This window comes from Streptomyces sp. NPDC018610 (assembly GCF_044391765.1).
GTDB lineage: Bacteria > Actinomycetota > Actinomycetes > Streptomycetales > Streptomycetaceae > Streptomyces.
On the sequence record NZ_JBISAL010000015.1, the window covers coordinates 156,980 to 170,997 of the forward strand.

Below are 14,018 nucleotides of genomic sequence, written 5' to 3' on the forward strand. Positions count from 1 at the left end.
GCCGCGCGGCGGTGCTGGACAAGCCGCCGCCCGGCTCCTTGGATCGTCTCACCGGACGAGGGATCGTCACCGGACGAACGGCGCGCCGCACGGCCCGCCCGTCGCGCCCGGCGGCCGGTCCCGGGGGCGGCCACGACGGCCCGCCCCCGCCTGCTGGAGGAGGAGTTCCGCGCATGGCCGATGAGCCGATCCTGGTGCTCGCCGCGACCGGCGGTCAGGGCGGGGCCGTGACCGCCGCCCTGCTGGACCGCGGGGCCCGGGTCCGCGACCCCGGGCGCGGCGCCGCCCGGGAACTGGCCGACCGGGGCGTCGAGGTGGTGGCGGGCTCCCTCGGCGACGCCGACTCGCTCGCCGCGGCGATGCGCGGGGTGGCGGGTGTCTTCGCGTTCACCACTCCGTTCGAGGCCGGTGTGTAGGCCGAAGTGGGCCAAGGACGGGCGATCCTGTCCGCCGCGGCCGGGGAGCGCGTCGCACACCTGGTCTTCAGTTCCGTGGCCGGTGCCGACCAGGACAGCGGGGTGCCGCACTTCGAGAGCAAGGCACGCATCGAGACGGAACTGGCCGACGGCGACGTGCCGTACACGATCCTGGGACCGACCTACTTCTTCGACAACGCGCTGGGCGGAACGGAGCGCGTCCTCGGCGGCGTTCTCGATCTGCCGCTGCCACCCGACCGGCCGCTGCAGCAGCTCGCCCGCGCCGATCTCGGCGCGTTCGCGGCGCAGGTGCTGCTCGACCCCGCGCCCTACGTCGGGCAGCGTATCGAGCTGGCCAGTGACGCGCCCACTCCCGCCGGGATGGCGGCGGCGCTCGGCTCGGTCCTGGGCCGGGAGGTCCGCCACGAGCAAGTTCCGCTCGCCTCGATCGGCAACCCCGACATCGCCGCGCACCCGGAGATCGGCTGGACCCGCTTCGCCGACTGGGCGGCACACCACACCTGGCCGACCGCCGGCTGAACCTCTCCCCGGGAGCGCGCGGGTGTGCGCGAGGGACGTCGCACGGCCGGTCGGGGGCGGTCCGGGGAGCCGGCCGGTCCTCGACCGGCCGGCTCCGTCCGTCTGAACCCGTTCGTCGCGCGCCGCGGTCCGCTCAGCTCGCGGGCACCGTGTCCTCGAAGGCGGTGCCGGCCGACCGGTACGCGGCGACCTTGGCCCCGACCTGCGCGGGGGTGAGCACCTGGTCCTTGACGTGCAGGAAGTACGTGCAGGAAGTAGTCGACCTGCTCCCGGTAGGCGCGCGGTGTGGTGGAGGTCTGGCCGTCCAGGTCGATCAGCCACTGGTTGAAGTCGACCGACATCGGGCGTTCGGGCAGGTAGGCGGCGTCGTGGGTGCCGAACAGCTGCCCGGAGAGCGACGGCGCCCGGCCGCCGCCGTCATCGGCCCCGCCCCGGTACCGGTCCCGGTCAGGAGCCGGGTGACCGGGTCAGGGCGAGGACCGCCATGTCGTCCTGGTTGCGGCCCCCGGTCCAGCGGAACACGTCGCGCACGAGCGTGTCCACGAGCCGCTGCGGGCTCGCGTACGGGCCCGGGGCCAGGCGGACGCACGGGTCGTAGAACGTCCCGTGGGCGTCACGCGCCTCGGTCACCCCGTCGGTCACCAGGAGCAGCGAGGCCCCGGGGCGCAGCGGGAAGACGTCCTCCGCCGGCCGGCCGCCGGCCGCGTCCCCCGGGAGCCGTAGCCCCAGCGGCAGGGCGTGCGTCGTGGGCTCCAGTACGGACACGGCCCGCTCGTCGACCAGGTACGGCGGCGGGTGCCCGCGGTTGAGCACATGGGCCGTCCTGCCGTCCGGGGGGATCTGGAGCAGCAGGCCGGTGGTGAAGTCCTCGAGCGTGTCGCCCGCGTCGCGCCGGGCCAGGGCGTCGTCCAGCCGGTCCGCGAGCTCGCCCAGGGTCGTGGCGTGCTCGGCGTCGTGGCAGAAGGCGCCGACCAGCAGGGACACGGTGGAGACGGCCCCCAGGCCCTTGCCCCGGACGTCGCCGATGATGGCGCGCACCCCGAACGGAGTGGGGCGCACCGCGAACAGGTCGCCGCCGATGCGGGCCTCGGCGTGCGCGGCCACGTACCGGGCGGCCACCGTCACCGGCCCCGCGCGGCGCGGCGGGTCGGGCAGTACCGCGCGCTGGGCGACCTCGGCCACGTCACGGGCCTGCGCCAGGCGGTGTTCCTGGCGGGCCAGGACCCTGTTGACGGCCAGGGCCAGCACCCCGGTGAAGACGACGTCGGCCAGGTCGACGGAGAGCGCGGTCATGGGACGGCCGACGTGCAGGTCCAGCGCGACCGAGAGCAGACACGCCAGCACCGCGACGAGCAGTCCCGCGCGGAAGGACATCAGGGCGCAGGCGACCAGCGGGGCCGCGGTCAGCAGCGGCAGTCCCATGTACGGCTGGGGCCCGAAGAGGTCGGCCGCCGCGCCGCCGAGGAGGAGCAGGGCGGCGGCGAGACCGGGAAAGCCGGTGGACTTCACGCGGGGCCCCCTGGTCGTCGTTCCCCCCAAGCGGACAGGTGCGGCTGCCCGGGCGGTGCGGGCCGGGGGCGGCCGCCGCCCGTCACGGCGCCTCGGCCGACCGTGGGCACGTCGTCGGCGCCCGCGGCAGGGCCACGCGACGGGATACGGCGGGACATGAGGGTGACCGGTGCTGGAGCGGGCATCTCGCCAGGCTACGAGCTGACCCGCGCCATCCGGGGGAGGACGGCCGTCGGCCCGTCGGCCGGTGTCTTTCGGGGGACGGCTTCGAAGACGCCCGCGCGGCCCGCCGAGGCTCCGGCCTCCACGTCCCTGGGGCGAAGCGACGGGAGGAACGGGTCCTTTCGGTCAACTACAGTGCCGCTATGCCCAGAACGCCTGCGCGGTGTCACGTGAGCGTGCCGTCCGTCCGCCGCCTCCCCGGAGACCCGAGGTGTCCGTCATGGCCGACCTGAACCCCAAGATCGTGGTCGTCGTCCCCACCTACGACGAACGGGAGAACCTGCCCGTCCTGGCCGGACTGCTGGCGGAACTGCGGCTTCCCGACCTGCACCTGCTGGTCGTGGACGACGACTCACCGGACGGCACGGGTGACGTCGCGGACAAGCTGGCGGCGGAGAACCCGGGCCGCGTCGGCGTGCTGCACCGCGCCGAGAAGGACGGGCTGGGGCGCGCCTATGTCGCCGGGATGACACGGGCGCTGGCCGAGGGCGCGGATGTGGTGATCCAGATGGACGCCGATCTGTCGCACCCCGCTTCGGTCATTCCCACGATGGTGGACACGCTGCTGAACACCGACGCCGCCGTGGTGCTCGGCTCCCGTTATGTCGCGGGCGGTGCGACGGCGGCGGACTGGCCGTGGCACCGCAAGGCCCTGTCCCTGTGGGCGAACGTCTACGTGAACACGCTGCTGCGGCTGGGCGTCAAGGACGCCACCGCCGGTTTCAAGGCGTGGCGCGCCGAGGCGCTGCGCGCGATCGACCCGGGCTCCGTCCACAGCAACGGATACTCCTTCCAGGTGGAGATGAACTTCCGCGCCGTCAAGGCCGGGATGAGGATCGTCGAGGTGCCCATCCGGTTCGAGGACCGGGTGAAGGGCGCTTCCAAGATGAGCTTCGCCGTGCAGACGGAGTCGGCGCTGACGCCGTGGAAGCTGCTCATGGGCCGACGGGTGGAGTGAGCCGGAAGCGGACGGGCCCGGGGTGTGCCGCGCTGCCGGCGGTGCACACCCCGGACCCGTCCGCTTCGGCGGCCGGCCCGGGCCGTACGGCGTCCCGTGCCCGTACGGCGCGGTCATCGGGCCGCGGTCCTCGGGCCGCGGCCCTCGCGGGCGTTACTTCGGCTCGCGGTCGAAGAGCGATCTGGACCAGAAGTAGCCGAGCACGGCCAGTGCCAGGCACCAGATGACGGCCACCCACGCGTTGTCGCCGATCCGGGTGCCGAGCAGCAGCCCGCGCAGCGTCTCGATGGCCGGGGTGAACGGCTGGTACTGGGCCACCGGCCGGAACCAGCCCGGCATCGCGTCGACGGGCACGAAGGCGCTGGACAGGAGCGGCAGGATCATCAACGGCATGGCGCTGTTGCTCGCCGCCTCCGCGTTCGGGCTGGACAGGCCCATGCCGACCGCGATCCAGGTGAGGGCCAGGGAGACGAGTGTCAGCAGTCCCAGTGCCAGGACCCAGTCGAGGGCGGTGGCGTCCACGGAGCGGAACCCGATGGCCACCGCGACCGCCCCGACGAGGACCACGCTCATCACGCACTGCAGCACGCTGCCGACCACGTGCCCGATGAGCACCGACCCGCGGTGGATCGCCATGGTCCGGAAGCGGGCGACGATGCCCTCGTTCATGTCCGTGGAGACGGACACCGCGCTGCCGATCGTGGTGCCGCCGATGGTCAGCATCAGGATGCCCGGGACGAGGTAGGCGAGGTACCGGGACCGGTCCGCCCCGCCGCCCGCGATGCCGGCGCTCATCACGTCGCCGAAGACGTAGACGAAGAGGAGCAGCAGCATGACCGGTGTGAGCAGCAGGTTGAGGGTGAGGGAGGGATAGCGCCGGGCGTGCAGGAGGTTGCGGCGCAGCATCGTGGAGGCGTCGCGGACGGCGAGGGAGAGGGAGCTCATCGGACGGTCTCCTCGGGCTGGTGGGGGACGTCCGCGCCGCCGGTCAGGGCGAAGAACACGTCGTCGAGGTCGGGGGTGTGCACGGTCAGTTCGTCGGCCTCCACGCCGGCCGAGTCCAGCCGGCCGAGGAGGGCGCGCAGCGCGCGCTGGCTGCCGTCGCCGGGGATCCGCAGCGCGAGGGCCTCGTCGTCGCGGACGGCCTCGCGCAGCTCGGAGGCGGCCTCGCGGTAGGCGGCCGGGTCGGTGAAGCGGAGGCGGACGTGTCCGCCGGAGACGAGCCGCTTGAGCTCTCCGGCGGTGCCCTGGGCGGCGATCCTGCCGTCGTGCAGGACCGCGATGCGGTCGGCGAGTTCGTCGGCCTCCTCCAGGTACTGGGTGGTGAGGAAGACGGTGACGCCGCCGGTGACGAGTTCGCGGACGATCTGCCACATGGTGTGCCGGGAGCGCGGGTCGAGCCCGGTGGTCGGCTCGTCGAGGAAGATGATCCGCGGGTCGCCGACCAGGGTCATGGCGATGTCGAGGCGGCGCTTCATGCCGCCGGAATAGGTGGAGGCGGGTTTCTTCGCGGCCTCGGTCAGGCCGAAGCGCTCCAGCAGTCCGGCGGTGACCCGCCGTCCCTCGCGCTTGGGAAGGTGGTGCAGGTCCGCCATGAGGAGCATGTTCTCCTCGCCGGTGATCAGGCCGTCCACGGCGGAGAACTGCCCGGTGACACCGATCGCGGAGCGCACGGCCCGCGGGTCGCCGACGAGGTCGTGGCCCGCGACCCGGGCCTGCCCGCCGTCGGCGGCGATGAGCGTGGAGAGGATCTTGACGGTGGTGGTCTTGCCGGCGCCGTTGGGCCCGAGCAGAGCGAACACGGATCCGGCCGGGATGTCCAGATCGACGCCGTCGAGCACGGTCCTGCCGCCGTAGGACTTGCGCAGGCCGGCGGCGTGGATCGCGGCGGGCGGCCGCGGACCGCTCTGCATGGACGTGGGCATGACAGATGAAGGCATGGCGCCCTCCCCCCTCGGGAAGCTGAAGTGACTGGGTGGCTGGACGAGTTCGCGGAGCGGTCGCTCAGGGCCGGGCGCGGCGCACGTCGATGGTGCCGTAGCGGGTGCGGGCGTGGATCTTGACGGTCTCCTCGGTCTCCACCGGGGCCTTGGAGGCGGTGAGGGTGTTGCGCACCTGCCCGGAGTCCGAGTGGGCGTCGAGCCAGGCGGCCGTGCCCTCCCGGATGCCGACCTCGATGGCGCCGTAGGAGGTCTTCAACTGGACGCTGCCACGGACCACTTCGCCCACCCGCAGGGTGCCGTTGGCGGTGGTGGCGGTGACCGAGTCCTCGGCGCGCCGGATGTCGATGTCACCGTTGGCACCGCTCACCCTCAGCTCGCCGGTGGCCGCGCCGACGACGGTGGTGCCGTGCGAGTTCTTCAGGACGGCGGGCCCGTCGACGGCGCCGACGCGCACGCTGCCCGAGCTGGTGGTGATCTCGGCCGAGCCCTCGACGCGGTCGACGGTGATCGAGCCGTGGGAGGCGGTCAGCTGGAGCGGCCCGGTCGTGTCGAGGCGGACGTCGCCGCCCGAGGTCTTCACCCGCACCTCGCCGAGCCGGCCCTCGCCGAGCACCTGGGTCCAGGAGCCGGTCATGTCCACCTGCGAGCCCGCGGGCAGGTCCACCGTCACGGCGACGACGCCGGTGGGGCCGATGAAGAGGCGCTCCTTCGTCCTGAGGGTCAGGACCCCGTTCGCGTACGTGACCTCCGTCTGTTCGGCGGCCCGCACGTCCTTGTCGCGCTCCGGGTCGCCGGGCCGCACCTCGACGACCGTGTCGGAGCGGTCGCCGGCGGTGAACCGGACGGAGCCCGCGCCCACATGGGCGGTCACCGCGATCGGTCCGGGAGTGTCGAAAGAAGGCATGGCTGTACCGTCCTCGTGAGTCCTGGGAGCGTCCCCGCTGGTGGGACGTGGTGTGGGTGGGAAGTGGTGCCGGTGGGACGTGGTGCGGGTGGGACGTGGTGCGGGTGGGGCGTCGTGCGGGTGGGCGTCGTGCTGGGGCTCGGTGCCTGTGGGACGTGGTGCCGGTGGGGCTGAGGTGCGGAGATGTGCGGAGCGAGTGGACTAGCGCACCCAGCCCGTGAAGCTCTGTCCGATGGTCGTGGTCCTCTCGGCCGCACGCGGCCGGGCGCCGCCCTCGACCGCGGCCGACACGGCCCGCACCAGCCACGCGTTGACCGACAGGCCCTCGCGGCTCGCGGCCTCCTCCGCGCGGGCCTTGAGGTGGGCCGGCAGACGCAGGTTGACGCGGGCGGTGCCGCCCTCGTCGCCTTCTGCGGGCGCCGGGGCCCTGAGCGGCTCCGCGGGCGCGGCGGCAGCGTCCACGGGGCCGCGGTCGGCGGGCGGCGGTGTCACCACGAAGTCGGGGTCGAGCCCGCGCAGCCGCACGTCGACCGAGCCCGGGGCGAGTTCACGGGTGATCTCGTCCATCGCGGCGGAGAGCACATGGAGCATCGTCAGCCGGGTCGCCGACTCCAGGGGGGCGGTGAGCCTCTCGGCCAGCTCGCGGGCTTCGTCGCCGCCGGCCTCGGCGGCCACCGCGAGTTCGCGGCGGAGGGTTTCGACGTACGGGGTGAGATCCATGACGCCATCATGGTGCCAAAAGAGTGCCAACGCAACCCTGTATGGCGCCGCTGACGGGACCGATCCGACCGATACGCCTCTGAGCTGGGGAAACACACGGGGATCCGAACGGAAGATCGCACGGACGGGAGGACTCACCCACACCCACACGCACGCGATGGCACCACCTGGCGCCTCGGCTGGCACCACCTAGCGCCAACTCGGTGCGGAGACGTCCGCACATCCTTTCGCCTTGGCATGCGATAACGCGGCGCTCCAACGCATCGCTCTGCGAGAGCGCCGATGCGGGGAGACGGGGTGGGCCCCACGCACACGCTTCCGGACGTCTGACGACAAGTGCCGCCGCGCGCGAGCTCCCGAAGCCGCCTCCCAGCTGCCGGCCCCCGGCTCCCGGCTCCCAGCTGCCAGCCCCCGGCTCCCGGCTCCCGGCCCCCGGCCCCCAGCCCCCGGCTCCCGGCCCCCGGCCCCCGGCCCCCGGCCCCCGGCCCCCGGCCCCCGGCAGCGGAGTGCCGTCCTCGCCGCTCGGCCGGGGTCGGGTCAGGTGCCCCGGGCCGTTGCGCGGAAGGCGGTCGGGGTCGTACCCGTGCGCTGTCTGAAGAACTTGGTGAAGTCGCTGGAGTCGGCGAAGCCGAGCCGTGCGGCGACGGCCCCCGCGCTCGACGTGCCGTGGGCGAGTTCGCGCTTGGCCTCCAGCACCACGCGTTCGTCGATGTAGCGCTTCGCCGACATACCGCTGGCCGCCTGGGTGGCGCGGGTGAGGGTGCGGCGGCTGTAGCCCAGGGCCACCGCATAATCCTCCACCCGGCGGGTGACCGTGAAGTCGCGTTCGACGGCGGCGTGGAACCGGCGGAACGCCTCGTTGGGGACCGGGCTGCCGGGCTCGGCGCGGTAGGCCTTCGCCAGGCGGACCGTGAGTACGGCCAACAGATGCCGCAGCACCCGGACATGGGACTCCAGGGGCAGCTCGGCCATCGCGTCGTACTCGTAGCGCAGATGGTCCAGTGCCCGGCGCAGTCCCTCCGCGTCCTGGCCGCCGGGGCTGAGCGCGGCCCGCGCGAACGGCGCGTCGGCGACCGAGGCGGCCGCGGGCTCCGTGTCCGGGAAGCCCGCGGGGAAGGCCATCACCAGTCCCTCGGCCGTCGGCAGGTCCCGGCCCCAGCGCTGCACCTGCCCGGGGCGGATCCACAGCCAGTCGCCACCGGTCAGCTCGTACGCGGCGAAGTCGACCGAGACGGACAGGCGGCTGCCGGGGTGCACGGTGACGAGCTGGTGGAAGGCTGGGCGCAGGGAGGCGTACGGGTCGTTGCCGTGCCGGCGGGCTCGGTCGGCCAGGCCCGCCAGGTCCATCAGCTCCAGCCCCGGCGGGGAGCCGGCCGTGCGGCGCAAGGTCAGCTCGCGGATGGCCGACCGTGGCGAAGCCTGTCCGTTTTTCCCCATGACAAGTCCCGAGTGTACCGCCGCACGCCGTCATCCGGCTCCTAGCGTGAAGGCGTAGGCGCAGGTCAGCGCGGTGGACGCGGGAAGGAACCCTCTGCATGAGACTGGTCGTGGGAATGACGGGAGCCACCGGCGCCGTCCTCGGTGTCCGCTTCCTCCAGACGCTGGCCGAACTGCCGGACGTCGAGACGCACCTGGTCCTCAGCCGGTGGGCGCGTACGACGATCGAGCTGGAGACGGGCCTGTCCGTCGACGAGGTCGGCGCCCTGGCCCACACGGTGCACCGGCCAGAGGACCAGGGCGCCACCATCGCCTCCGGGTCCTTCCGCACCGACGGCATGGTGATCGTCCCCTGCTCGATGAAGACCCTCGCCGGGATCCGCGCCGGCTACGCCGACGGCCTCGTCGGGAGGGCGGCGGACGTGATCCTCAAGGAGCGCCGTCCGCTGGTCCTCGTGCCCCGCGAGACCCCGCTGAGCGAGATCCACCTGGAGAACATGCTCGCGCTGTCCCGGCTGGGCGTGCGGATGGTGCCGCCCATGCCGGCCTTCTACAACCACCCTCGGTCGGTGGACGACATCGTCGACCACATCGTGGCCCGCCTCCTCGACCAGTTCGACCTGCCCGCCCCCGCCGCCAAGAGGTGGGAGGGCATGCGCGCCGCCCGTTCCCTGCGCCCCGCCTCCTGAGGACCCGCGGCGCCCGGGCCGGTCCGGCCCGCCCTGCGCCGCCCGGCCCGGCCCGGGGACACCCCTCCGTCGCCCCCTCCCCCTGCCCCTCTCTCCGCCCCTTTCACACCCATGGAGCACCCACCCATGCCTTACGACGACCTGCGCGGTTTCCTCGACAAGCTCGAAGAGGAGGGCCAGCTGCTGCGTGTGCACGAGGAGGTCCTGCCCGAGCCCGACCTCGCGGCGGCGGCCAACGCGGCCGGCCGGATCGGCGAGGGCGCCCCGGCGCTGTGGTTCGACAACGTCAAGGGATTCACCGACGCCCGCGTCGCCCTGAACGTGCACGGATCCTGGGCCAACCACGCGCTCGCCCTCGGCCTGCCCAAGCACACCCCGGTCAAGGAGCAGGTGGAGGAGTTCGCCCGGCGCTGGGACGCCTTCCCCATCGCCCCCGAGCGGCGCGAGGACGCCCCGTGGCGGGAGAACACCCAGGAGGGCGAGGACGTCGACCTCTTCTCGGTGCTGCCGCTGTTCCGCCTCAACGACGGCGACGGCGGCTTCTACCTCGACAAGGCCGCCGTGGTCTCCCGCGACCCCGAGGACCCCGGCCACTTCGGCAAGCAGAACGTCGGCACCTACCGCCTCCAGGTCATCGGCCGCGACCGGCTGGCGATGCAGCCCGTCCCCGTGCACGACGTCGCGCTCCACCTGCGCAAGGCCGAGGAGAGGGGCGAGGACCTGCCCATCGCCATCACCCTGGGCAACGACCCGGTGATGGCGATCGTGGCCGGCATGCCGATGGGCTACGACCAGAGCGAGTACGAGATGGCGGGTGCGCTGCGCGGCGCACCCGCCCCGATCGCCACCGCGCCCTTCACCGGCTTCGACGTGCCGTGGGGCTCGGAGGTCGTCATCGAGGGCGTCATCGAGAGCCGCAAGCGGCAGATCGAGGGGCCCTTCGGCGAGTTCACCGGGCACTACTCCGGCGGCCGGCGGATGCCCGTGATCCGCGTCGAGCGCGTCTCCCACCGCACGAGGCCCGTCTTCGAGTCCCTCTACCTCGGCATGCCCTGGACCGAGTGCGACTACCTCGTCGGACCCAACACGTGTGTCCCGCTGCTCAAGCAGCTGCGCGCCGAGTTCCCCGAGGTCCAGGCCGTCAACGCCATGTACACACACGGGCTGCTGGCGGTGATCTCCACGAAGAAGCGCTACGGCGGCTTCGCCAAGGCGGTGGCCATGCGCGCCATGACGACACCGCACGGACTCGGGTACATCACCACGGTCGTCATGGTCGACGAGGACGTGGACCCGTTCGACCTCCCGCAGGTCATGTGGGCGATGTCGTCGAAGGTCAATCCGTCCGGCGACGTCATGATCCTGCCCAACCTCTCGGTCGTCGAACTGGCTCCCGCGGCCCAGCCCGCCGGCGTCACCAGCAAGATGATCATCGACGCCACCACGCCCGTGCACCCCGACGAGCGCGGCAACTTCTCCACGCCCACCAAGGACCTCCCCGAGGCGAAGGAGTGGGCGGCGAGGCTCCAGCGCATGATCGCCGACGGCCGCCGCTGAACTCCCCGGACATCCTCCGCACGCCGGCCGCCCCCGGCCCACGCGACCGGACCGGCCCCGGTGACCGGACCGACCTCGACCCACGCGCCCGAAATGGAGACCCCATGAACGACTGCTGCCCCCGCTGCGCCTTCGAGACCGTCGAGACCCTGCACACCTCACCCGTCCCCGGCGTCTGGGACGTGCTGCAGTGCCGCCGCTGCCTGTACACCTGGCGCACCACCGAACCGGCCCGCCGCACCCTGCGCGAGGCGTACCCGGAGCAGTTCCGGATGACCCCGCAGGACATCGAGAACGCCCTGGAGGTCCCGGCGGTCCCGCCGCTGCGCGCGTCGCACTGAACGGCCCCGGCACTCGTCCTCGGCGCCGCCGCACCGGCCGCGCTCCTCGGCGCCTCCGCCCGACCGCACTCTCCGCGCCGGTGCGGCGACCGGCCGTCCTACCCCCCGGACCGCCCTTCCCTCCGCACCGCCCGGCTCGCATGCCGGGTGGTGCGGGCCGTCATGGGGTCCGGCTGGTTGCGGGCCGACGCGCGTCTCGGCGCGGGTGGTCGCGGCAGGGGTGCCCCTCACCGTCGTGCGGCAGTCCCGATACGGCACCCCGCGCGAGCACTCACCCCGAGCAGAGTTTACGTTCGCAATGCTTGCCTTTGCCAAGGTTTTGCGGCACCTCCCCCTGATTTGGACGCCCGGGGCAACCAACCACCTTTATGGTTGCTACAAGCAACGATTACTGGGAGGTGTGATGGCCGAGCGGGCGCAGTACGAAGAACTGGCGCGTCAGCTCAGTGCCGTCGGCGCCGTGAAACGGGACATGGGGCGGATCCTGCCGCCCGACTGCCCGGCCGGCTCCGCCGCCGTGCTGACCCTGCTCGGCCGCCATGGCGACATGCGCATGAGCAAGCTCGGCGAGCTCCTCGCCGTGGACATGTCGGTCACCAGCCGGCATGTCGCGCACGTCGCCGCGCGCGGCTGGATCGAACGGCTGCCGGACCCCGCGGACAAGCGCTCGCGCATCCTGCGCCTGACGCCCGCCGGGCTGGAGCAGATCGACGAGCTGTCCCGGCGCACCACGCACCTGCTGACGGAGCGGCTGAGCGACTGGACCGACGACGAGGTCGGCCAGCTCATCCGGCTGATGGGCCGGCTGCGCGACAGCTTCGGCGACTGCCGGTCCACCCCGGTCCGGCTCCCCGCCCCCCTGGCCGAGCAGCCCGCGACCGCGGCGCCCATGGCGGCCCGACTGCCGGCGTAGGCCCCGTAGTCGAAGAGACCACCTGTACACCCGTACACCCGCAAGTACATAAGCACGTATGCAAAGGAAGCCCATGGCAACGACCACACCAGCCGGTGTGCGGGCTCACGCCAAGCGAGGGGGAGAGACCCCGGGCGACGCGCCGATGACGCATCGCCAGATCATGGAGGCGCTCTCCGGGCTGCTGCTCGGCCTGTTCGCCGCCATCCTGTCGTCCACGATCGTCACCAACGCCCTGCCGACGATCATCAAGGATCTCGGCGGCGGCCAGTCCGCCTACACCTGGGTCGTCACCGCGGCGCTGCTCGCCATGACGGCCTCGGTGCCCCTGTGGGGCAAGCTCGCCGACCTGCTCAGCAAGAAGGCGCTCGTCCAGATAGCCCTGATCATCTACGTCGCGGGCTCGGTCATAGCGGGTCTGGCGCAGAACCCCGCCATGCTGATCACCGCACGCGTGGTCCAGGGCCTCGGCGCGGGCGGTCTGTCCGCGCTGGTGCAGGTCATCATGGCCGCGATGATCTCCCCGCGTGAGCGCGGACGCTACTCCGGCTACACCGGCGCCACGTTCGCCGTCGCCACCGTCGGCGGCCCGCTGCTCGGCGGTGTCATCACCGACACCTCCTGGCTGGGCTGGCGCTACTGCCTGTTCGTCGGCATCCCCTTCGCGCTGATCGCCCTGCTGGTGCTGCAGAAGACCCTGCACCTGCCCGTCGCCAAGCGGCAGGTCAAGGTCGACTGGGCGGGCGCCTTCCTCATCACCGCCGCGGCGTCCCTGCTGCTGCTCTGGGTCACCTTCGCGAACGACAAGTACGACTGGGTGTCGTGGCAGACGTTCACGATGGTCGGCGGCGTGATCGTGCTGGCGCTGCTGTTCGTGCTCATGGAGACGAAGGCGAGCGCGCCGATCATCCCGCTGCGGCTGTTCCGCAACCGCACCATCGCGCTGGCGTCCCTCGCCTCGCTCTTCGTCGGTGTCGGCATGTACTCGGGCACCGTGTTCTTCTCGCAGTACTTCCAGCTGGCCCGCGACAAGTCCCCGACGATGTCGGGCGTCATGACCATCCCGATGATCGGCGGCCTGTTCGTCGCCTCCATGGTCTCCGGCCAGATCATCACCCGCACCGGCCGCTGGAAGGCGTGGCTGGTGGCGGGCGGCGCGTGCCTGACCGCGGGCCTGGGCCTGCTCGGCAGCATGCGCTACGACACCCCGTACTGGCATCTGTCGCTGTACATGGCGCTGCTCGGCGTCGGCGTCGGCATGACGATGCAGAACCTGGTGCTGTCCACCCAGAACCAGGTCGCCCCGCAGGACCTCGGTGCGGCGTCCTCGACGGTCAGCTTCTTCCGGACCCTCGGCGGCGCGGTCGGCGTCGGCGTGCTCGGCTCGGTGATGTCGACCCGGATCAGCGACCACGCCAAGGACACCATCACCTCCCTGTCGCCGCACGCGCGGGCCGCGGCCGCCAAGGCGATGGGCGCCGGCGGCGAGCTGCCCGACATGGACGCGCTCCCCCGCGCGGTGCGCACCTGGCTGGAGGGCGCCTACGGCCACGGCATCGCCGACGCCTTCCTCTACGCCGCGCCGTGCGCGTTCGTCGCCTTCCTCGTCGTGCTGTTCATCAAGGAGGTTCCGTTGCGTACCACCGGCGCTCTGGCCCAGGCGGCCCAGCAGCAGAGTCCCACGACCGCCGAGGCGCAGGCCCCGGTCGCCGAGACCGCGCCCGACACGTTCACCCCGGACCAGAAGCGGACGCCCAGCTGGGCCGCCTCCGACGCCGAGGCGGGTCCGGAGGGCACGCAGCGGCTCGCCGCGGTGGCGACCGTCGCGTCCGACGCTCCGGTGGCCGGCTCGGGTGGCGGGATCCCGGT

General features: G+C 72.8%; 12 protein-coding genes and 2 pseudogenes. 7 read left to right on the forward strand and 7 right to left on the reverse strand.

The features are described from left to right. Window positions 1–173 precede the first annotated feature (173 nt). Window positions 174–956 (forward strand): annotated as a pseudogene (locus ACH5A8_RS32175) (NmrA/HSCARG family protein). A gap of 133 nt (window positions 957–1,089) precedes the next feature. On the opposite strand, the pseudogene ACH5A8_RS32180 reads toward ACH5A8_RS32175, so the two are convergent. Continuing rightward, window positions 1,090–1,351, reverse strand: a pseudogene (locus ACH5A8_RS32180) (hydrolase); the annotation flags it as partial. A gap of 52 nt (window positions 1,352–1,403) precedes the next feature. Next, complete coding sequence (locus tag ACH5A8_RS32185) at window positions 1,404–2,465, reverse strand: PP2C family protein-serine/threonine phosphatase (RefSeq protein ID WP_399007529.1); 1,062 nt, start codon at window positions 2,463–2,465, stop codon at window positions 1,404–1,406. A 442-nt stretch (window positions 2,466–2,907) separates the two neighbouring features. On the opposite strand from ACH5A8_RS32185, the gene ACH5A8_RS32190 reads away from it, so the two are divergent. Continuing rightward, on the forward strand, window positions 2,908–3,645 hold the full coding sequence (locus ACH5A8_RS32190; RefSeq protein WP_399007530.1) for a polyprenol monophosphomannose synthase: 738 nt from the start codon (window positions 2,908–2,910) through the stop codon (window positions 3,643–3,645). A gap of 153 nt (window positions 3,646–3,798) precedes the next feature. On the opposite strand, the gene ACH5A8_RS32195 is transcribed toward ACH5A8_RS32190, so the two are convergent. The 5 genes from ACH5A8_RS32195 to ACH5A8_RS32215 all read right to left on the reverse strand — a co-directional run bounded on the left by ACH5A8_RS32195 (window position 3,799) and on the right by ACH5A8_RS32215 (window position 8,649). Then, a complete protein-coding gene (locus ACH5A8_RS32195) occupies window positions 3,799–4,590 on the reverse strand; it encodes an ABC transporter permease (protein WP_399007531.1) in 792 nt (263 codons plus the stop codon). Next, the gene (locus ACH5A8_RS32200) at window positions 4,587–5,585 is read right to left on the reverse strand and encodes an ATP-binding cassette domain-containing protein (RefSeq protein ID WP_399007532.1); all 999 of its coding nucleotides are present in this window, start codon (window positions 5,583–5,585) and stop codon (window positions 4,587–4,589) included. The genes ACH5A8_RS32195 and ACH5A8_RS32200 overlap by 4 nt, the downstream gene beginning before the upstream one ends. A 64-nt stretch (window positions 5,586–5,649) precedes the next feature. Continuing rightward, the gene (locus tag ACH5A8_RS32205; RefSeq protein ID WP_399007533.1) at window positions 5,650–6,492 is read right to left on the reverse strand and encodes a DUF4097 family beta strand repeat-containing protein; all 843 of its coding nucleotides are present in this window, start codon (window positions 6,490–6,492) and stop codon (window positions 5,650–5,652) included. 201 nt (window positions 6,493–6,693) lie between these two features. Next, complete coding sequence (locus ACH5A8_RS32210; protein WP_399007534.1) at window positions 6,694–7,212, reverse strand: hypothetical protein; 519 nt, start codon at window positions 7,210–7,212, stop codon at window positions 6,694–6,696. Between the two features lie 537 nt (window positions 7,213–7,749). Beyond that, complete coding sequence (locus ACH5A8_RS32215) at window positions 7,750–8,649, reverse strand: helix-turn-helix domain-containing protein (protein ID WP_399007535.1); 900 nt, start codon at window positions 8,647–8,649, stop codon at window positions 7,750–7,752. A gap of 98 nt (window positions 8,650–8,747) precedes the next feature. Here ACH5A8_RS32215 and ACH5A8_RS32220 point away from each other — a divergent pair, with 98 nt between their 5' ends. From ACH5A8_RS32220 to ACH5A8_RS32240, 5 genes are all read left to right on the forward strand, one after another. Continuing rightward, window positions 8,748–9,338 (forward strand): non-oxidative hydroxyarylic acid decarboxylases subunit B, encoded by a 591-nt coding sequence (locus ACH5A8_RS32220; RefSeq protein ID WP_399007536.1) that lies wholly within the window; start codon window positions 8,748–8,750, stop codon window positions 9,336–9,338. A 126-nt stretch (window positions 9,339–9,464) separates the two neighbouring features. Further along, the gene (locus ACH5A8_RS32225; protein ID WP_399007537.1) at window positions 9,465–10,895 is read left to right on the forward strand and encodes a non-oxidative hydroxyarylic acid decarboxylases subunit C; all 1,431 of its coding nucleotides are present in this window, start codon (window positions 9,465–9,467) and stop codon (window positions 10,893–10,895) included. A gap of 104 nt (window positions 10,896–10,999) precedes the next feature. Then, the gene (locus ACH5A8_RS32230; RefSeq protein WP_399007538.1) at window positions 11,000–11,236 is read left to right on the forward strand and encodes a non-oxidative hydroxyarylic acid decarboxylases subunit D; all 237 of its coding nucleotides are present in this window, start codon (window positions 11,000–11,002) and stop codon (window positions 11,234–11,236) included. A gap of 403 nt (window positions 11,237–11,639) precedes the next feature. Beyond that, on the forward strand, window positions 11,640–12,149 hold the full coding sequence (locus ACH5A8_RS32235; protein WP_399007539.1) for a MarR family winged helix-turn-helix transcriptional regulator: 510 nt from the start codon (window positions 11,640–11,642) through the stop codon (window positions 12,147–12,149). A 73-nt stretch (window positions 12,150–12,222) separates the two neighbouring features. Next, the coding region (locus ACH5A8_RS32240; RefSeq protein WP_399007540.1) for an MDR family MFS transporter at window positions 12,223–14,018 on the forward strand (1,796 nt) is incomplete at its 3' end.